Raw genomic sequence first — 20,403 nt, 5'->3', positions numbered from 1 at the left:
AGCGTGTGAGCCTAGCGAACATACAGGAGTAGCTCATGGCCGCAATCGACCAGACGCAAGTAAAAGAAGGCGTCGATCAGGAGACCGTGGATGCCGTCCGCGAAATGGGCGGCAAATACAAATACGGTTGGGAAACCGAAATTGAGATGGAATATGCCCCCAAGGGGCTGACGCCGGATATTGTGCGCCTGATTTCCGAAAAGAATGAAGAGCCGGAATGGATGACCGAATGGCGGCTGGAGGCGTATCAGCGCTGGCTGACCAAGGAAGAACCCGATTGGGCGATGCTGGACTATCCTGAGGTGGATTTTCAGGATCAGTACTACTATGCGCGCCCCAAGAGCATGGAAGAAAAGCCCAAGTCTCTGGATGAGGTGGACCCCAAGCTTCTGGCAACTTACGAAAAGCTTGGTATCCCTCTGAAAGAGCAGATGATTTTGGCGGGTGTTGAAGGTGCCGAGGATGCGCCTGCGGAAGGCCGCAAGGTGGCTGTGGATGCGGTGTTTGACTCCGTTTCCGTGGGCACAACCTTCCAGAAAGAGCTGAAAGAGGCGGGCGTGATCTTCTGCTCGATCTCCGAGGCGATCCGTGAGCATCCCGAGCTGGTGAAGAAATACCTCGGCTCTGTTGTGCCGGTGAGTGACAACTTCTATGCGACGCTCAACAGCGCTGTCTTCTCTGACGGTTCGTTTGTTTACGTACCGCCGGGTGTGCGCTGCCCGATGGAGCTGTCCACCTATTTCCGGATCAACGCGGAAAACACCGGCCAGTTTGAGCGCACGCTGATCATCGCAGACAAAGGCTCTTATGTGTCTTATCTGGAAGGGTGCACCGCGCCTCAGCGCGACACCAGCCAGCTGCACGCCGCCGTGGTGGAAATCATCATCGAAGAAGACGCCGAAGTGAAATACTCCACCGTTCAGAACTGGTTCCCCGGTGATGAGAACGGCAAAGGCGGTATCTACAACTTTGTGACCAAACGCGCGGATTGCCGGGGCGATCGCTCCAAGATCATGTGGACACAGGTGGAAACCGGATCTGCGGTGACTTGGAAGTATCCGTCCTGCGTGTTGCGTGGCAATGACAGCCAGGGCGAGTTCTATTCGATTGCCATCACCAACAACCACCAGCAGGCCGATACCGGCACCAAGATGATCCACTTGGGCAAAAACTCCAAGTCGCGGATCGTGTCCAAAGGCATCAGTGCAGGTGTGGCGCAGAACACCTATCGCGGTCTCGTGTCCATGCACCCGAAAGCCAAGAACAGCCGGAATTACACGCAATGTGACAGTCTGCTGATTGGCGACAAATGTGGGGCCCATACGGTGCCGTATATTGAAGTGAAGAACAACTCTTCCCGCGTGGAGCATGAGGCGACCACCTCCAAGGTGGATGATGAGCAGATGTTCTACTGCCGTCAGCGCGGCATGGACGAGGAAGAGGCCGTGGCGCTGATCGTGAATGGCTTTGCCAAGGAAGTGCTTCAGGCGCTGCCGATGGAATTTGCCATGGAAGCACAGCAGCTTGTGGCGATCTCGCTGGAAGGCTCTGTGGGGTAAAGCATGTCCATGGAGCAAGACCTGATCAACGAGCATCGCGAGATGTTACAGCAAGAAGCTAACTTTGCGCTGAAAAAACTAGTGTTTTCCGCACCTTTTCTTGCGTTGCTCGGCGTAGCAGGTATCGATTTGCTCTTTGGAATTTCGGTTGTCGAACCGATTGTTTGGTTCTTGGGGCTTTTTCCTTCATTGTTGCTTGCTTGGATTTTTGGTCATCGACCATTGGTGCGATTGAAACAGGAAAATCGAGCAACTCTGAAAGCAAAGGTCAGAAGGATGGAAGAAAAGTAAATGGAAACCATTCACGCTCTGATGCAGCAATCCGCAGGTGTGGGCGCGGGGATCGCGCTTGGCTCTGCTGTGGGCTTTGGTCTGCGCCGTAAGCGCTCTGGCAGCTCCGAAGGTCTGATTGGCGGATCGGTCTTTGTGACCTCCGCTGTCTGCGGAATTGTCGCAATGGGCGTGATGATGCTGATCACATATATGAGCGCCTGACGACGGGCGCCACGAACAAGATATGACCGGGCGTGCGCGCCTGAGGAAACGCGAAGGAATAGAAAATGTTGGAAATCAAAGGCCTGAAGGTCAAACTGGAAGATGAAGACAAGCAGATCCTGAAAGGTGTGGATCTCAAAGTGGAAGCGGGCAAGGTGCATGCGATCATGGGCCCGAACGGCTCTGGCAAATCCACTCTGTCTTATGTTCTGTCCGGCAAAGACGGCTATGAGGTCACTGACGGCGCAGCGACGCTGGACGGTGAAGACCTGTTGGAGATGGAAGCGGAAGAGCGCGCGGCGCTTGGTCTGTTTCTGGCCTTTCAATATCCGGTGGAAATTCCCGGTGTGGGCAACATGACCTTCCTGCGCACCGCCGTGAATGCACAGCGTAAAGCGCGCGGCGAAGAAGAGCTCTCTGCGGCGGATTTCCTCAAAGAGGTGCGTGCCAAGGCGAAGACCCTGAAAATCGACGCTGACATGCTGAAGCGTCCGGTCAACGTGGGCTTCTCCGGTGGTGAGAAAAAGCGCAACGAGATCCTGCAGATGGCCATGCTGGCCCCAAAGATGTGCATCCTTGATGAGACCGACTCCGGTCTGGATGTGGATGCGATGAAACTGGTGTCTGAGGGTGTGAACGCGCTGCGTGACGAAGGCCGTGGTTTCCTTGTCATCACCCACTACCAGCGTCTGCTGGATCACATCAAACCGGACGTGGTGCACATTATGGCCGATGGCCGCATCATCAAGACCGGTGGCCCGGAGCTGGCACTGGAAGTTGAAAAGAACGGCTATGCCGACATTCTGGCGGAGATGGCATAATGTCAGCTTTGGCAAAGAAACAGGAGGCCGCCGTGGCGCGGCTCGCAGAGATGGCGGTGCCTTCGGGTGGTCAGTGGATCACCGAAGCCCGCGAAGCGGCTCTGGCGCGCGTCAAGGACATGGGGCTGCCGGAGCGTCGTGACGAATACTGGAAGTTCACCCGTCCGGACACGCTGGTGCAGAGCGACGTTGCAGAGGCGGCGACCTTTGAAACTGGCGAAGCGCCACTGTTTGATGAGATTGAACGTCTCAAAGTTGTCTTTGTGGATGGTGTTTTTGACGCTGCGCAATCGGATGATCTGAGCGCGGAAGGTCTTGTGATCGAACGGTTGCAGGACGCAGCGGGCGCAGACATTCACTGGGCCAAAGACCTTTATGGCAAGCTGGAACTGAACGGTCAGGACCCGGTGCAGCGCCCTCTGGCGGCGTTGAATACGGCTTATGCGAGCGATGGTCTGGTGATCCATGTCACTGGCAAGGTGAGCAAGCCGGTAAACCTGATCTACAAACATGCAGAGACGACCTCTGACGCGATCTTGCACCATGTGATCAAACTGGACGCGGGCGCAGAGCTGACTGTGCTGGAAAACGGCCCGGCGGCGGCGCGCTTCAATAAGGTCATGGAAGTGGATGTGGCCGATGGTGCGGCGTTCCACCATGTGCGTGCGCAGGGGCGTGATCATGAACGGCGCGCAGTGACCCATATCTTTGGCCGTCTGGGCACCGAAAGCGTGTTCAAATCCTTCACGCTGACAGTGAACGGTCGCCTGACCCGCAACGAAGCTGTGCTGGAGTTGACCGGGGACGATGCGGTGGCGCATGTGGCCGGTGCCTGCCTTGGCGATGGTGATTTCCATCATGACGACACGGTGTTTGTGACCCATGATGCGCTGAACTGTGAAAGCCGTCAGGTCTTCAAGAAAGTGCTGCGCAACGGGGCCATTGGCGTGTTTCAGGGCAAAATCCTGGTGAAGCCGGGCGCGCAGAAAACCGATGGCTATCAGATCAGCCAATCGCTTCTGCTGGATGAAGACAGCCAGTTCCTCGCCAAGCCAGAGCTGGAAATCTACGCCGATGACGTGGCCTGTTCGCATGGCTCCACATCTGGGGCAATTGATGAGGATGCTTTGTTCTATCTGCGGGCGCGCGGTGTACCAAAGGACATCGCAACCGATCTTCTGGTGATGTCCTTTGTGGCAGAAGCGGTGGATGAGATTGAAAGCGAAACTCTGAAGGACTCCGTTCTGGCGCGTCTGGAAGGTTGGCTGGAGCGTCGTCGCGGCTGATGTCTGTCACGCTGGACATTTTGGCAAGCTATCGCGCACCACGGTCTGTGGTGCGCGGTCTGCTGGATATGGGGGAGCGGGAAGATCGCGCGTTTGCGATCCTCATGGCGGCCTGTATCGTGATTTTTGTCTCGCGCTGGCCTGCGTTGGCGCGTGAAGCCCATTTGACGCAGACGGAGCTGAACCCCTTGCTTGGGGGCAGTCTCTTTGCCTTGGTGTTCATTCTGCCGCTCTTTGCCTATGCGCTGTCCTTTGTCAGCCATCTGATTTTAAGGGCGTTTGGACGCAAGCAAACTGCCTTTGGTGCCCGTATTGCGCTGTTCTGGGCGATGGCGGCAACCGGTCCGCTTTATCTGCTGGTTGGGCTTGTTGAGGGCTTTATTGGCGAAGGCGTGCCGCTCAGCATCGTCGGGGTGTTGTGGCTGGTGTTCTTTCTGCGGATCTGGATTTCCGGCTTGATTGAGGCGGGCAAGACAACTGCATGACACATCCACTTAGTGCTCTGTTCTGGCTCACGCTCAAGGACCCCGGCGAAGCTGCTTTGGTGGTGATGGGGCGGCCCTTGCCGCGTGAGATCGGCTGGCAGGTTCTGGGACTGGGCGTGCTGCTCAACACCGTTCTGACCTTTGCCACCATTTCGCTCTTCCCCATTCTGGCGCAGCTTTTTGCCCCGCTGGATCAGGCACCGCTGTTGTTTGCCGCGATCCTGATGGTCCGTATGACCGCGATGGTTGCCGCGCTTTTCTGGGGCGGTCAGGCCGTTGGCGGGCGCGCGCGCTTTGAGGAATTGCTCTTGGGTTTTGGCTGGCTGCAGATGTTTCAGGCCGGTGTCCATGCGGGGATCCTACTTTTGGCGGTCTTCTCTTCAAACCTCGCGTCTTTTGTCGTGTTGGGCATGAGCCTTTATGGCATCTGGATCAGCCTTCAATTCGTAAACGTGTTGCATGGGTTTGGCAGCGTTGCCAAATCTCTGATGCTGCTGGCTGCCACGATGGTGGCATTGGCGATTGGTCTGTCTTTCTTCGCGTCCCTGCTGGTGTCGCTCTTTCTGGGAACTTCCTGAGATGTATGACGTAAATAAAATCCGTGCGGACTTTCCGATCCTCAGCCGTGAGGTTAACGGGAAGCCTTTGGTGTATCTGGACAATGGGGCCTCGGCGCAAAAGCCAAAAGTGGTGATCGACGCCATCACGCGGGCCTATGAACAGGAATATGCCAATGTGCACCGCGGGCTGCATTACCTTTCCAACCTCGCAACGGACAAATATGAAGCCGTGCGTGGCATCATCGCCAAGTTTCTGAATGCCAAGAGCGAAGATGAGATTGTGCTGAATTCCGGCACCACCGAAGGCATCAATATGGTGGCCTATGGCTGGGCGATGCCGCGTATGGAAGCCGGCGATGAGATCGTGCTGTCGGTGATGGAACATCACGCCAATATCGTGCCGTGGCATTTTCTGCGGGAGCGTCAGGGCGTGGTGATCAAATGGGTGGATGTGGATGCCACTGGCGCGCTGGATCCCCAAGCCGTGATTGACGCCATCGGACCCAAAACCAAACTGGTTGCGATCACGCAGTGCTCCAATGTGCTGGGCACAATGGTGGATGTGAAAACCATCACCAAAGCCGCCCATGAAAAAGGTGTTGCGGTTCTGGTGGACGGCTCGCAGGGCTCGGTACATGCGCCTGTGGATGTGCAGGACATCGGATGTGATTTCTATGCCATTACCGGCCACAAGCTTTATGGACCCTCCGGGTCGGGCGCGATCTATTGCAAAGCCGCGCGTATGGCTGAGATGCGGCCGTTTATTGGTGGCGGCGACATGATCAAGGAAGTCAGCAAGGAGGCTGTGATCTACAACGATCCGCCGATGAAATTCGAGGCAGGCACGCCCGGCATCGTGCAGACCATCGGGCTTGGCGTTGCGCTTGAGTATATGATGGACCTCGGCATGGAAAACATCGCCGCGCATGAGGCCAAACTGCGCGATTATGCTGTGCAGAAACTCGCGGGCCTTAACTGGCTGCAGGTGCAGGGCACCACAGCGGACAAGGCGGCGATCTTTAGCTTCACACTGGACGGTGCGGCGCATGCCCATGATATTTCAACGATTCTGGACAAGAAAGGCGTCGCAGTGCGGGCAGGGCATCATTGTGCCGGGCCTTTGATGGAGCATCTTGGCGTGTCCGCCACCTGCCGTGCGAGCTTTGGCCTTTATAACACCACCGATGAAGTAGATGTGTTGGTTGATGCGCTGGAACTGGCGCATGAACTCTTTGCCTAAGTGGGCATTTTACGATTGCGGGGCGTAGCGACACTGGCTATACCCCGCACCTAGGCACCTGTAGCTCAGCTGGATAGAGCGCTGCCCTCCGAAGGCAGAGGCCAGAGGTTCGAATCCTCTCAGGTGCGCCATTATCTCAAGAATTACATGTGGTTACGCTTGAGTGCGCAAAGCTGGTAGGCCGGTCCTTGCAGATCCGATGATTGAGTTTGCTGCCGCTAAGACGCAGATGGTATGCCGCGTTCGCTGCTTGGGGTGGCCCCGAAACGTTTGCGGTATTGTTTGGAAAAATGCGATGTGCTGGAGAAACCGCTGGCGATGGCAACTTCCAGTACACTCAGTTTGGTTTGCTGGATGAGGCGTCTTGCGTTTTCGAGGCGTAGTTTGTTGCTGTAGCTTTTGGGCGACATGCCGAGGTGTTTTGAAAACAGGCGCTCCAACTGTCGACTTGAGACGCCGACCGTTTTGGCAATCACAGTGGGGGATAGAGGGTGTTCGAGGTTCTCGCGCATGATCTCGACTGCTTGGACCAGATGAACACTCTTGGCACCGATTTCACAGGCGGCGGAGAGCGTTTGTGCGTTGCTTTGATCACGAATACTGGAACAGGCGAGGGCCGCAGCCGTTTTCTGAGCGCAGTTTGTGCCCTGTTGCGCGCCAATCACATTGAGAAACATGTCAGCCGTGGCAAGGCCACCGGCGCAGGTCAGAGATTTGCTGCTTGTGTCATAGACCTGTTGGCGCACATCCAGATCAGGAAATGTTTCCTGTATCGACGTTGAAATGGCCCAATGTGCGGCCACCTTTTTGTCGGGCAACAGGCCCGCTTGCGCGAGAATGGCACAGCCGCTGCCCAATGCGCCCAAAGTGGCACCATATCGAGTGGCTTTGCGGAGCAGGTTAAGCAGCTTCTGGCTAGCCGGTGCCTCCATGCGATTGCCTCCGCAGAGGAAAATGGTTGCGGTGAGGTCAATCTCTTCCACACCGCCTTCCACAGCCAGAGAAAGGCCGCTTTGCGAGCGCAGGGGCAGGCCGTCTTCGCTGAGAATTTGCCATGTATAAGGCGGGTTTGCACCGGCGGCATTGGCCTCAGACAGAGTCTCTATGGCGAGGCTCACATCCGCCGGTGAATGGGTTGGCAGCAGCAGAAAGACAAACCGATGTGCGGGACCTTGGCTCGCGTGCGGTGCTTGCAGGAACGGTCTGGTGTCATGGCAAGTCATGGCGTGCTTTCTGCTGTGACAAAGGCGCGTTTAGTCGTTGGGCCGAACCCGTGCGGCGGTCTTTTTGGCAAAGGCATCAAGACGGGCGCGGGCGTCAGGCTGGGTGTTGACCACGCCAGCAATCACGGCTTCGCAATAGGCCGCATCCAGCGCCGACATGTTCTGCATATGGCTGACGGCCGAGCAGATTGCGAAGTTGGACAGTGGCAGGTTGGCGGCGGCACGGCGGGCAAGTTCCATGGCTTTGTCAAAGCTGGAGCCAGACACAAGATATTGCATCAAGCCCACGTCCATGGCTTCCTGCCCCTGATAGACGCGGCCTGTCAGCATCATGTCGATCATGCGGGATTTGCCCACGAGATCGGCGACGCGAATGGTGGCGCCGCCGCCAGTAAAGAGGCCACGTTGGCCTTCTGGCAGGGCGAAATAGGTGGTTTCATCCGCCACGCGGACATGGGCGGAGCTGGCCAGTTCGAGGCCGCCACCGACAACTGCGCCATGCAGAGCAGCGATGACCGGCACGCCGCCGTATTCCATTTTGTTGAAGGCTTCATGCCAGCGCAGGCAGACATGCATGAAGTCGGCTGGGCTGCGGTCTTCGTCATGATGTTCGATAAGATCGAGGCCTGCGCAGAAATGATCGCCTGCCGCTGCCAGCACAATGGCCTTGGCACCCAGACGTGGCGCCTTGGAAAACAACTCGATCAGCTCCTCAATGGTCGCTGCGTCCAGCGCATTGCGTTTGGACGCGCGATTGAGGGTGGCGACCCAGATACCATCATCCTCTTGATCCTGGGTGACAGTGAGATTGGTAAAAGAAAAGGCGGGATGGTGTTGCGCCATGTGATGCGGCCTCAGTTCGTTTAGTTGGAAGGGGTAGGCGGGCCCCGAAGGGCCCGACCTGAAACAAGTTTTTACTCAGTATGCACGCTTTGTACACCAAGGGCTTCGCGACGACTGTCACGTAAAATGCCCTTGACGAGTGCCACGCCCATCAAAGCCATAACAAGGCTGAAGGGCAGGGCACCGATGACCATGGCTGTCTGGATTGCACCCAGCCCTCCAATAATCAGAAGCGCGCCCACAACCAGCGCCAGCGCCACACCCCAGAAGACGATATGCGGGCGCCCTTTGGGGCCTTCGTCGCCGCCTGAGTTGATGGTGTTCACAATCAGAACGGCGCTGTCTGCGGAGGTGACCAGATAAGTCAGCAGCAGAACCACCACGATGACCGCCATGACCCATGCGAAACCGCTGGAGAGGATCACATCGAGCATGGCGAAGAGCTGTGCCTGCTGGCCTGCGCCGGAAATGGCATCGCCGGCGGTGCCGTTCAAGGTCAGGTCAATGGCGGTGCCACCCACGATTGTGAACCAGAAGAAACACATCACGGATGGGATGATGATCGCGCCAAGCACATACTCACGCACGGTGCGTCCGCGAGAGATACGCGCAAGGAACACACCTACGAATGGTGCGAAGGCAATCCACCAGGCCCAGTAGAAGACCGACCAGCCGCCTTGCCAGCCCGCCAGCGCATCGCCGACCTCGGTGCCATCAGGCCGCCACACGGTGAACAATAGGCTTGGCAGGGCCACGATGTAGTCAAACAGGCCGACAAACAGCGCTTTGAGACCAAAGAAGGCAGAGCCGAAGATCAAGAAGAAGGCCAGCAAGAAGAAGCTGAGGCCCATGTTGATGTTGGAGAGCCATTTGATGCCTTTGCCGACACCGGAAAGCGCGGACAATGTGGACGCGCCCATGATGATCAGCAGGGCAAAGATGATGGCCGATGTTGTGGCCTTACCGTCATCATTGAGCAGCCAGTCCCCAATACCGATGCGGTGCATGCCAGCCACAAATTGTTCAACGCCAAAGCCAAGCGTCTGCGCCACACCAAGCACGGTTGCCACCACGGCCACGATGTCGATGACATGCCCCAATGGGCCAGACAGGCTGGACCCAAACAGGGGGGACAGGCCGGAACGAATTGTCAGCGGCAGGTTGCGGCGATAGGAGAAATAGCCCAGCGAAAGGCCCACGAGTGCATAGCAAGCCCAGGCCGAAAAGCCCCAATGCAGGAAGGACCATTTGTAGGCGTAGCGCACGTTTTCAGCGGAAGAGCCTTCTGCCAATCCCTTAATGACTTCAGGGTTGTTGGCAAAGTGGTACATCGGCTCTGCGGTGGCAAAGGTGAGCATGCCAATGCCGATCCCGGCACCAAACATCATCGAGAACCAGGAAAAGCTTGAAAACTCTGGTTCGTCATCAGGCAGCCCCATACGCAACCGTCCGGTAGAGGGCAGGATGGCAAGAACGACGCAGACAATGATGAAAAAGGCAACAACCCAGATATACCAACTGGCGAAACTGGCCAGAAGAAAGCTGTTGAGTGTGCTGAGAACGCTTGCGGCATTGTCTGGAAATGCGACGGCCCAGATGATCAGGGCACCGATTAAGATCTTGGCCGTGATGGTCACGTCCTTGCTGAAGCCATCATAGAAGCCGCCTTCGGCTGTTTTGATGGGCAATTCCATTAGTGGTGGCTTTTGGGCCATGTGTTCCTCCCTAGGGTATTTCTTTTCACGCGTTCAAGGCCACGGGTCTTGTGCGCGTTAGATCCAGAACTTCTCCTCTATGATGGCCTCCCGCGGCCCTTCAGGCGTTTCAACAATCAACACGGTGCCAGCCTCCCAGTGGCCCGCATCAACCATTCCAATAGCAACATTGGTTGAAAAGTCTGGCGACCATGTCGCCGAAGTGATCTGGCCCACTCGCTGGCCGTCTTTCATCAGCGGCCATGCTGCGCGTGCAGGCTGTAGCGGTGCGCCCTGCACGGCAATGGCGCGGATCTGGCGCAGCGGACCCGTATTGCGTTCGCGCGATATTGCCCCAAAGCCGATGTGATCAATGTCATCTGCTGGTTTGCAGAATTTGCTAAGACCGCATTCCAAAGGCGAATTTTCCATGTTCATGTCATTGCCATAGCTGAGCAATCCGCCTTCGATACGTTCGATGAGATTGGGGCAGCCCGGACGCACATGAAGATCTTGGCCCGCATCAAACAGAGCGTTCCAGAGTGGCATGCCGTTTTCGGCCCCTTCGACATAGATTTCAAATCCCCCCTGCTTAGAATAGCCAGAGCGCGCCACGATGAAAGCACTTTTGCCAAAGAAAAGCCGTTTGTAGCGGAAGAAGCCAATATCGCGCACCTGCGGCCCAAAAACGCGGGCCATCAGTGTTTCGGCTTTGGGCCCTTGAATGGCAAGCGGTGATACATCGGGTTCAAACACACGTACGTCCAGCCCGCGACCCACCGCAAGACCCTTGATCCACAACAATAAATCACTGTCAGCGATGGAGACCCACCAGCGCGTATCGCTGTGTTTGATCGCCACAGGATCATTGAGCATCTTGCCGTCTTCATCGGTGATGGGGACATAGTAACACTGGTCAGATTGCATCTTGCGCAGATCGCGCGGGGTGAGCAGCTGCATCAGGTGAGATGCATCAGGACCGTTCAGTTCGATCTGACGCTCCACTGACACATCCCAGACCTGCACATGTTCTTTTAGGTGGCGATAGTCGCTTTCCACGCTGTCAAACACCGTGGGCAGGAGCATGCGGTTGTAGACGGTATAGGCGCTCACACCGGCGGCTTCGACACCGGCAGTGAAAGGGGTGGCGCGGACGCGCCGGGAATGAGAGATCGTGTAGACCATTTAGAGTACCATGGTTTTGGCCGCATCACGCAGCGCGAATTTCTGAATTTTTCCGGTGGAAGTCTTGGGCAGTTCTTGAAAGACGACGGCCTTTGGCGCTTTGAAACCCGCCAGATGGGCGCGGCAAAAGGTGATAATCTCCTCGGCCGTTGCCTCGGTTTCAGGGCGTAGCTCAATGAAGGCACAGGGGGTTTCGCCCCATTTCTCATGTGGCATGGCAACCACCGCCGCTGCTTGCACCGCAGGGTGGCGATAGAGCACAGCCTCAATTTCAACAGAGGATATGTTTTCCCCTCCCGATATGATCACATCCTTCAGCCGGTCGCGGATCTGCATGTAGCCGTCCGGATGCACCACGGCGGCGTCACCAGACCAGAACCACCCTTTGTCAAAGCTTTTGGCGGTGGCCTCCGGGTCTTTGTAGTAGCCTTTCATGACCGTATTGCCCCGGATGCCAATTTCCCCCTGTGTCGCGCCATCACGTTCCACGGGCTTTCCCGTGGCGGTATCGATCACAGAGACCGCTTCAACCATCGGTAGCGCGATGCCCTGCTGGGCTTGCAATTCGGCCTGTTGACCGGGATCAAGCGCGTCCCAGCCCTCCTGCCAGAGGCATTTGGAGATGTGGCCGTAGGTTTCGGTCAGGCCGTAAACCTGCATCACGTCAAACCCCATGGCGCGGGTTTTTTCCAATACGGAAGGGGGCGGTGGGGCACCTGCTGTCAAAACGCGAATGGGCGGATCAAAGCGGGCACTGTCGCCTGTTTCAGCCTCGGCCAGCATCTGCAACACAATCGGCGCTGCGCCAAAATGAGTCACGCCATGGGTGCGGATGGCATTGAGAATCAGATCTGGTGCGGGTGTGCGGGTGAACACCATGGTGCCCCCCAGCATGGCGATCACCCAAGGGTGCCCCCAGCCATTGCAGTGAAACATTGGCACGACCGAGAGATAGACCGGATAATGCGGCATTTGCCATGCGGCCACCGTGCCCAGCGCCATGAGATAGGCGCCGCGGTGGTGGTAAACCACGCCTTTGGGGCGTCCGGAGGTGCCTGACGTGTAGTTCAGCGCGATGGCATCCCATTCATCCTGCGGCCAGCCTGCGCCTGCGTTGGTTTCCCCATGCGCGAGCAAAGTCTCGTAGTCAGGGCCGCCCAATGTTGCCGTCTGCGCCGCAGCGGGGTCGTTGATTTCGATCACAGGGATCGTGCGACCAAGCAGCTCAAATGCTTGCGACAGAAGAGGAATAAGCTCCCGATCCACGATCACAACCTTTGTATCGGCATGATCAAGAATATAGGCGATCGTTTCTGGCTCTAACCGCGTGTTGAGCGTGTTGATCACCGCACCGGTCATTGGCAGCGCGAAATGCAGCTCAAACAACTCTGGAATATTGGGGCACAGTACGGAGACCGTGTCCCCCCGGGCAATACCCTGTGCCCTCAGCCCCGCCGCAACGGCGCGCGTGCGGGTCGCCATCTCGGCCCAGCTGCGGTGCAGATCACCATAGATGACAGCTGTGCGCTGACCATGCAGCGCTTCTGCGCGGTTTAAAAATGACACTGGCGACAGCGGCACAAAATTGGCCGTGGCCTTTTCGAACTTGTCAAAGTTCTCTTGCATGGTCGCTCCTCCCTAAATGACCAATGCGGATTTTCTCGATGTACCGGGCTTCCCGGTTGGGGGTCAGCTTTCGCCGAACCCCTTGGGAACTGGTAGATCTGGAAGGGACTTTGCCCGTTTTTGAAGACTGCGGCCAATCACAACTCGGCTGATCTCGGTCGTGCCATCGACAATGCGCAGCATCTGACTGAGGCGCGACAGGCGATCCATGCCATAGGGTTTGAGCAGCCCCATGCCGCCAAGAACCTGTGTGCAGGTGTTGGCCGCTTTCACGGCGGCGTCTGGCACGAAGCGTTTGGCATGGGCCGCCATAACCGGGCCCTCAGGTGTGCCAAGAGCATTGGCCGCAGCGCGGTAGAGAAGGCGTGAGGCTTCCAATTCGGTGGCCACATCCCCAAGCATCCATTGGATGCCGTCCAGATCAAGGTTCTTGCCGCCAAACATCTTGCGGTTCTTGGCATAGGCCAAAGCCGTGTCCAGCGCGGCTTCCATCAGGCCACAACATCCTGAGGCAATGGAGACCCGTGCGATGTCGATGGCCATCAGGGAGCCTTGCAGGCCCTGACCAACCGGGAGAATGATGTTGTCTTCCGACACCACCACGTCTTTCATGTACATCTCAGAGAGTGGCAAAAACTCATAAGATGGCGTGTCATAGCGCGGGCCAAAGCTCAGGCCCGCTGCATCAGCCGGGATTGCAATCATGGCCATGTCATGGTGACCGGGTTCATCGGTGGTTTTCACAACGGTGAAATAGATGTCCGCTTCCCCAGCCAAAGACACCCAGGCCTTCGCGCCATTGATCGTCCATGTGCCATCGTCATTGATCACCGCACGGCTGTACATATTGGTCGCGTCCGAACCGGATTGGGGTTCGGTGAGGGCAAAGTTCGCAAGTTTGCGGCCAGAGGTCAGTTCGCGGGCCCATGTTTCTTTGAACGCATCTGTGCCATAGCCGCAGCCGGCAAAGGTGCAGATGTTGTGCATAGACAGAGCGAAAGCATAAGCGCCATCTCCCTTGCCAAGTTCTTCGTAAACCCGGATGCCGTCACCCAGAGTCAGCCCCTGACCGCCAAGGTCTTCTGGGGCGTAAAGGCCCGTCAAACCCAGCGCGGCGGCCTTGTCAGAGGCATCGCGCGGCCAAACGGCGGCTTCGTTCCAAGCATTTACATTGGGTTTGATCACCTCATCTGCGTGCTTGCGTGCCGCTTCGAGAATGGTGTCGATTGGTGCGGGCATGGGCTCTCCTCATCTCATGTACGCGTCTTGGATCAATTGGTTATTTCGAAAATGACGTAAGTGGTATAAGGAAAAAATTACGGAGGAGATTGAAAAATTTTATGGCAGACAGTCTACCAACCCTGAAAGGCCTGCGTGCCTTTGAAGAAGCTTTTTTACTTGGCAGCTATACCGCGGCCGCTAAGAGGTTAAATGTGCAGCAGCCAGCAATAAGCTATCAAATCAAACGCTTAGAGGGTGATCTTGGTGTTGATCTCTTTGTCAAAGAGCGTGGGCGATTGATCCCGACTGCCGCGGCCCATGAGCTGTATGAGACTCTGTCGCATGCCTTTGATGCAATCCGACGCACATCAAACAGATTGCGGCAAAGCTCTGAGGCATCTGTCTTCACGATTGCGACATACCCCGGAATTGGCACCCACTGGCTATCTTCGAAGCTGCCTGCGCTTTCCAAAGCGCTTGGCCTGCCGGTGAAAGTGGTCACTCTGGTCAAGGATACTGATATCCTGAATGAAGACGCAGATTGCATGATCCTTTTTGGCAAAGGGCCGTGGTCCGGTCTTGAGGGGCGCTTGCTTATGCCAGAGGTTGTCTGTCCCGTGGCATCCCCAGATTTGGTACAGACCTTCCGAGACACATCGGACGACCATGCCACGGGGGGGATAACCATCATTGAGCAGGACGATCCGGAAGAACGCTGGATCGGTTGGGAGGAATGGCGCAGTCAGACAGGCAACGAACAGTTGCAGTCAGCAGATAGAATGACCGTCAATGACCATGGTTTCGCGCTTCATCTGGCGTTGACTGGGGCAGGTGCCACTCTGGCCTGGATAGGGGTTGTGGAGGATCTTTTGGCAGCGGGCAGTTTGGTGCCGCTGTCTGATGCGGTGGCGACTTCTGATGCCGGATTTTGGCTTGTGAGCCGATCTGAGTTCTTCACATCCGTGACCGGTCGGGCGGTGCAGCGTACGTTGATCGCAGGGTAATCAAGGCGCGCGCCGGCGCGAACTGGTGCATTCATTGTGCGTTTGGCGGGCGGGCAAAGATCAATTCGGACCTGTGTTGATAGGAAACTTCGTCGGTTGTTTGCGAATCGATACCACCTCCTCGGCGCCAAATGCGGCAGCTTTGCAGCCTTGTTTCATTGGGTTTGGCGCTCAAGTGACGAGAATGTGGCAGCTTTTGGGCGCTGTGCATCTTCTTAAAATTTGGAAAATATCGGCCCATAGCGGAGAAATTTTTGATCAGCCTTCAAAACAGCATGAATACTGGGGTTTGAGGCGGAATGTTATTTAAAAACAAATTACTATAATATTTAAGTAAAGTTGCTGATGCTTTGTTTTTGGTTCGTTAAGAGACGTAACTTACCTCTGAATGTGGGATTTGTATCGGCCCGTGGGGGGCCATATCGTGGGGACGAGGCTATGTTAGACAAACAGATTTCTCCTACTGAACGCATCAGAGCAAAAGTGCTGATGTCGCGAAGCACAGGATGCGTTTCCACGAAGCTGGACATCACCATCCGCACGCCGCGCCACTGACGATTCTGAGGACAGTTTTATGCCTATTACCATTACTGTGGATCACAGTAGTGCACCGGTAGAGGTGCGCGCGGACATGTTCGGGGCCAACCTTCTGGGGCGGACCAACGAAACAGACGGTGTTCCTAACGATCTTTATATTGATGCCGTAGATGAGGTGGGCGCGACCCGATTGCGCTATCCCGGCGGACGTGCGGCCTCTGAGAACACCATCGAACTGGACCGCAGCGAAAGTGGCTCCGACCAGTTGCGCGAAGATCTCAGAGCGTATTTGGATTGGGTGATGGACACCGACAGTCGCACCACTCTTGTGTTGCCTGCATTGACCGACCAGCACGCCAATGTCCGGGATGTGCAGGACTGGGCCGAACTTATGCTCACCTATATGGGCGACAAGGCCGATCTGATTGTTGGTTATGAAATTGGCAATGAATTCTGGGCCGAAATTGATGAAACTGAATATGGTGAGAATGCTTATGACATTGCCAAGGCGCTTGGCACGGTCACGGTAAATGGTCATCAGCCGCAAATTTGGGTGCAGACCTCCAACGTGGTGGGGGGCGCCTCCAACTACAAAGGTGGCAGCTATGGCTCCATCAGCGACGCTGACGCGATCGCCGCTATGGAGCATTGGGATCCAGACTTCCGGCCAGATGACTGGCAGGATGGGCAGAGCGCGCAGAAATACTACGTCGGCCTAAGCAATTTCCATCAGCGTGTGATCAAGGGCAATCTTGAGTTGCTGGAGCAGCTTGATGCGGATCACGACATCACCAATGGGTTTCAGAAAGACACCACGACGAACGGCATCGATGGGATCATTGCGCATTACTATTATGACGATAATGTTGAGGGCTATGATCTGACGGATGTGGCAACACGGTCTGAGATCAAGGCGCTGGATCTGCGGTTTGCCACCTGGGAAGCCATGATGCCTCAGAATCTCGACATTCAGGTGACTGAGTGGAACGTGGAAACCAACACTTGGGCCTGGATGGGGCTTCGCGGTGCTGGCGTTGTGGTTGAGCAGTTTCAAAATATGATGGAATTGGGCGTGGATGGCGCTGATTTCTGGACACTCCGCCATAACACCACGACGGCCGTTGCCGGTGCCAGTGGGGACGCCGGGGCAATTGAATTAACCCCCTCCGGCATGGCGCTGAAGCTGATGGCGGAGAGCCTCGGAGCCTCTAGCACGCCGATGTACACTGTGGACCTTGGCGGGTTTGATCCAACGGAGTTGGAGGTCAATGGCTACACCAACGGGTATCGCAGTGTGATCTATGTGACCTCACATAGCGATAACTTTGCGGAAGAGTTCTCTCTTGATCTGTCATTGTTGGCGCCACACGCGCTGAGCTGGAGCGGGCGCACGATTGGAATTGATGCCAACAGCTCCGATGGCCAAAGTGACAATGCGGCCTATGATGAAGACGGTAACCTCGTTTCAAGGCTGTCCCGCCGCAAAGTGGACGATGCTGAGCGCGCGGAACTGATTGATGTGTTGGGAGAGGCCTATGACGAGTCGTTTTTCAAGCTGAGCGGCAGTCAGTGGCTGACCTACCTGCCCAAACCAGAAGATATCTATCTGCGTCCCGGTGTTGGCCGTCCGAGTAGCATGGACGACTTCTACTTTGCCACGGAAACAGATGTTGCGGCCTCATTGACTGAGGTGTCCCAGCTTGAACTTGGGGATCGCGTCTCTGATTTGACGGTCACTCTGAACCCATATGAGGTTATCGAGATCACCATTGAGCATGCGCAGGTTGTCATGGGGAACAGTTCTGCGGATGTGTTCAGCGGTGGCAATGGTGATGATGTGATCTACGGCAGTGGCGGCGATGATTACATCCGCGGGTCCGGCGGGCGCGACAATTTGAATGGCGGCACTGGTGAAGACACGTTGATCGGCGGGGACATGAATGACCGCCTTGAAGGCAAAGCAGGCAACGACCGGATTTTTGGCGGCGCAGGTGACGATAAGATGGTTGGTGGCGACGGCGACGACTATCTGCGCGATGATGGCGGCAGCGACGACTTTGTGGGCGGCAATGGGCGCGACACGGCTGCTTATTGGGGGCACCAGACAGCGGTGTTCGTAGATCTTGAAACCGGGGCCAACAACAGTTCAGACACGTACAACAGCATTGAAAACATCTATGGGTCAAACCTGGCCAATGACACGATCTTTGGCGATGCGGGGGACAATCTTCTGCATGGGGCAGGTGGCGATGATCGGCTCTATGGACGCTCTGGTAATGACACGCTCAAAGGCGGAGATGGCAATGATTTTCTGCGCGATGTCAGTGGTCGGGACGTGTTCGTGGGCGGCAATGGACAGGACACCGTGTCTTACTGGGGAGATCGATCCGGGGTAAGCGCCAACCTCACCACGGGGGCCAATTCCAGTGGCGACAGTTTCAACAGCATTGAGCACCTTCAGGGCTCCAATACTGGGGGGGACTGGCTGGCGGGCAACGACCTGACCAACCACCTTGATGGAGCTGGAGGCAATGACTCGCTGTATGGCTATGATGGCGACGATATCCTTGAGGGGGGTGCCGGTGCGGATCGGCTGTTTGGCGGATTGGGAGACGACCGACTGGAAGGCGGATCTGGCAATGACTTCCTGCGTGATGATGGTGGTGTAGACGTTTTCCTGGGTGGAGAAGGGCAAGATACGATTTCTTACTGGGGCAGCAGCGACGGTGTGCGGATCAATCTGGGCAATGGCAATACGCTGGATGGGGATAGCTTTGACGGTATTGAGCATGTCTTTGGGTCCAATCTGGCCTCCGATACGCTGACAGGTGATGAGGGCGCCAACAAGATTGATGGAGAAGGTGCAAGCGATCTGTTGCGCGGCAAGGGCGGCGATGACACGATTCTGGGCGGCAGCGGCAATGACCGGCTTTATGGGGAGGACGATGATGATCGCCTCTATGGTCAAAGCGGCAATGACATCATGGATGGCGGCGCAGGCGATGACTATTTCCGCGATGAAGTGGGCCGTGACACGTTTATCGGCGGTGCTGGCGAAGACACGGTCTCTTATTGGGGGCTGCAATCAGGCATCATAGTTGATCTGAGCACGGGGCAGAACAGCGGTGAAGATAGCTTCATGGGGATTGAGCATCTGATCGGGTCAAACAGCGGCAGCGATGTTCTGACCGGTGATGATGGCGACAATCTCCTGCGCGGGGCCGGCGGCAACGATACGCTCATTGGGGGCGCGGGCAATGACACGCTGCGCGCAGATCAGGGCAATGACCGTCTGGAAGGTGGAGATGGTTCCGATGTCTTTGTGTTCCACAATGACTTTGGCCAGAACCTCATAACCGATTTTGAAGTCTCAGGTGGTTATGACGTGATGGATCTGTCTTTTGTGGCGGAAATCACGGATTACACGGATCTTATGAGCAACCATATCCGTCAGTCCGGCGAGGATGTTGTGATCTTTGTGGGCAGCGATCAAATCACATTGGAAGATGTGGCGATCAACGATCTGGACAGCGGTCATTTCCTGTTCTGACCTAAAGCCCTCTATCAGATTGGGCTGCGTACCAAGTGGCCCACTCCTCGGGAGTGTCCAGATCTGTGAGTGCATGCTCTGCTGGCAAGGGACATAGATGAATGTGCGATTTGTTTTCCTGCAAAATACTGCGCGCGCCCACATCGCCGGAGAGTTCTGAAAGAGCGAGAAAATAAGGCTGGGGAAAGATCACAGGATGTCCCGGGCGACCATCCTCAGCTGCACCTCTGATAATGAGGTCAGGGTGGGTCTGATGCATTTCTGACAGCGTTGCAAAGTCGGTTGCTGTCAGCTCCGGCATATCTGCGGGTACAATCATGACTGCACTGGCGTCAGGTCGCACAAAGGACAAAGCCCCTTTCAGTGAATGCGCCATGCCCTCTGATGCTTCTGGCACCACGATGCTCTGTGCAGATGTCCCTTTCAAAGCGGCCGCGCGGGCGGGGCGGTCTTGGGGCAGGGCCACAAGCACCTGATCAGAGATGTCTGAGACCCGCTCTACCAGAACCCTCAGAAGAGGTATGCCATCAATGGGTTGCAGAAGCTTGTCCTGCCCACGCATGCGTGAGGAGGCGCCCGCCGCCAACAACAAGGTTGTCAGCCTGCGGCTATTGTTTGAGGGGAACGCCATAGAGCTCCAGCCGGTGGCCCTTGAGTTTATAGCCCAGCTTTTCTGCGATTTTTTCCTGCAGCGCTTCAATCTCGGGATCGACGAATTCGATCACCTCTCCAGAGTTGATGTCGATGAGATGGTCGTGATGGGCCCGCTCCGCATCTTCATAGCGCGCACGACCATCGCCAAACTCCAGCTTGTCGAGAATCCCTGCCTCTTCAAAAAGCTTCACGGTACGATAGACAGTGGCCAGTGAAATGCCTGCGTCACGCGCGGAGGCGCGGGCATAGAGCTCTTCCACGTCGGGGTGATCGGTGCTGTCCTGTAGCACAGCGGCAATTATGCGTCGCTGCCCCGTCATTCGCAGGCCTTTTGCTTCGCACCGTTCAATGATTGTGTCGCCCATGACTTGTCCGTTTTGGATCCGTTTGTTTTTCTGGCTTTCCTGTCTATCGAAACCA

18 protein-coding genes and 1 tRNA gene are annotated in these 20,403 nt (G+C 56.3%); 11 read left to right on the top strand and 8 right to left on the bottom strand.

Annotated elements, in window-relative coordinates; genetic code table 11:
- Positions 1-35 precede the first annotated feature (35 nt).
- The 9 genes from sufB (at position 36) to J7382_RS05950 (ending at position 6,577) form a co-directional block, all read left to right on the top strand.
- The gene (gene sufB / locus J7382_RS05990) at positions 36-1,559 is read left to right on the top strand and encodes a Fe-S cluster assembly protein SufB (protein WP_209067983.1); all 1,524 of its coding nucleotides are present in this window, start codon (positions 36-38) and stop codon (positions 1,557-1,559) included.
- A 3-nt stretch (positions 1,560-1,562) separates the two neighbouring features.
- On the top strand, positions 1,563-1,850 hold the full coding sequence (locus J7382_RS05985) for a hypothetical protein (RefSeq protein ID WP_209067981.1): 288 nt from the start codon (positions 1,563-1,565) through the stop codon (positions 1,848-1,850).
- Positions 1,851-2,054, top strand: a complete 204-nt coding sequence (locus J7382_RS05980; RefSeq protein ID WP_209067979.1) for a hypothetical protein — start codon at positions 1,851-1,853, stop codon at positions 2,052-2,054.
- A gap of 65 nt (positions 2,055-2,119) precedes the next feature.
- Complete coding sequence (gene sufC, locus J7382_RS05975; RefSeq protein ID WP_209067978.1) at positions 2,120-2,875, top strand: Fe-S cluster assembly ATPase SufC; 756 nt, start codon at positions 2,120-2,122, stop codon at positions 2,873-2,875.
- On the top strand, positions 2,875-4,161 hold the full coding sequence (gene sufD / locus J7382_RS05970; RefSeq protein ID WP_209067977.1) for a Fe-S cluster assembly protein SufD: 1,287 nt from the start codon (positions 2,875-2,877) through the stop codon (positions 4,159-4,161). Before sufC ends, sufD begins: the two co-directional genes overlap by 1 nt.
- Positions 4,161-4,646, top strand: a complete 486-nt coding sequence (locus J7382_RS05965; RefSeq protein ID WP_209067976.1) for a YIP1 family protein — start codon at positions 4,161-4,163, stop codon at positions 4,644-4,646. The genes sufD and J7382_RS05965 overlap by 1 nt, the downstream gene beginning before the upstream one ends.
- Entirely contained in the window at positions 4,643-5,224 is a 582-nt protein-coding gene (locus tag J7382_RS05960; protein WP_209067975.1) for a hypothetical protein, read from the top strand. Before J7382_RS05965 ends, J7382_RS05960 begins: the two co-directional genes overlap by 4 nt.
- 1 nt (position 5,225) lies before the next feature.
- Complete coding sequence (locus J7382_RS05955) at positions 5,226-6,446, top strand: cysteine desulfurase (RefSeq protein WP_209067974.1); 1,221 nt, start codon at positions 5,226-5,228, stop codon at positions 6,444-6,446.
- Between the two features lie 54 nt (positions 6,447-6,500).
- Positions 6,501-6,577: transfer RNA gene (locus tag J7382_RS05950), tRNA-Arg, on the top strand.
- An 87-nt stretch (positions 6,578-6,664) separates the two neighbouring features.
- On the opposite strand, the gene J7382_RS05945 is transcribed toward J7382_RS05950, so the two are convergent.
- From J7382_RS05945 to J7382_RS05920, 6 genes are all read right to left on the bottom strand, one after another.
- Positions 6,665-7,669: a GlxA family transcriptional regulator gene (locus J7382_RS05945; RefSeq protein WP_209067973.1), complete on the bottom strand. Its 1,005-nt coding sequence runs from the start codon at positions 7,667-7,669 to the stop codon at positions 6,665-6,667.
- Between the two features lie 30 nt (positions 7,670-7,699).
- Positions 7,700-8,512 carry a crotonase/enoyl-CoA hydratase family protein gene (locus J7382_RS05940; RefSeq protein ID WP_209067971.1) on the bottom strand — a complete coding sequence of 271 codons (813 nt, stop codon included), beginning with the start codon at positions 8,510-8,512 and terminating at the stop codon, positions 7,700-7,702.
- A 71-nt stretch (positions 8,513-8,583) separates the two neighbouring features.
- The gene (locus J7382_RS05935) at positions 8,584-10,227 is read right to left on the bottom strand and encodes a BCCT family transporter (protein ID WP_209067969.1); all 1,644 of its coding nucleotides are present in this window, start codon (positions 10,225-10,227) and stop codon (positions 8,584-8,586) included.
- 57 nt (positions 10,228-10,284) lie between these two features.
- Entirely contained in the window at positions 10,285-11,391 is a 1,107-nt protein-coding gene (locus J7382_RS05930) for a dimethylsulfoniopropionate demethylase (protein WP_209067967.1), read from the bottom strand.
- Positions 11,392-13,017: an AMP-binding protein gene (locus J7382_RS05925; RefSeq protein ID WP_209067966.1), complete on the bottom strand. Its 1,626-nt coding sequence runs from the start codon at positions 13,015-13,017 to the stop codon at positions 11,392-11,394.
- 63 nt (positions 13,018-13,080) lie between these two features.
- Entirely contained in the window at positions 13,081-14,256 is a 1,176-nt protein-coding gene (locus J7382_RS05920) for an acyl-CoA dehydrogenase family protein (protein ID WP_209067965.1), read from the bottom strand.
- A 101-nt stretch (positions 14,257-14,357) separates the two neighbouring features.
- Here J7382_RS05920 and J7382_RS05915 point away from each other — a divergent pair, with 101 nt between their 5' ends.
- Both J7382_RS05915 and J7382_RS05910 read left to right on the top strand, forming a co-directional pair.
- A complete protein-coding gene (locus tag J7382_RS05915; RefSeq protein ID WP_209067964.1) occupies positions 14,358-15,242 on the top strand; it encodes a LysR family transcriptional regulator in 885 nt (294 codons plus the stop codon).
- Positions 15,243-15,816: 574 nt separating this feature from the next.
- Entirely contained in the window at positions 15,817-19,329 is a 3,513-nt protein-coding gene (locus J7382_RS05910; RefSeq protein WP_209067963.1) for a calcium-binding protein, read from the top strand.
- 1 nt (position 19,330) lies between these two features.
- On the opposite strand, the gene J7382_RS05905 is transcribed toward J7382_RS05910, so the two are convergent.
- Complete coding sequence (locus J7382_RS05905; RefSeq protein WP_209067962.1) at positions 19,331-19,960, bottom strand: nucleotidyltransferase family protein; 630 nt, start codon at positions 19,958-19,960, stop codon at positions 19,331-19,333.
- Positions 19,938-20,348 carry a Fur family transcriptional regulator gene (locus J7382_RS05900; RefSeq protein ID WP_209067961.1) on the bottom strand — a complete coding sequence of 137 codons (411 nt, stop codon included), beginning with the start codon at positions 20,346-20,348 and terminating at the stop codon, positions 19,938-19,940. Before J7382_RS05900 ends, J7382_RS05905 begins: the two co-directional genes overlap by 23 nt.
- Positions 20,349-20,403: the final 55 nt, after the last annotated feature.

It is taken from the genome of Shimia sp. R11_0, assembly GCF_017744035.1.
GTDB lineage: Bacteria > Pseudomonadota > Alphaproteobacteria > Rhodobacterales > Rhodobacteraceae > Shimia > Shimia marina.
This window is presented reverse-complemented; position numbering and strand designations above follow the sequence as displayed.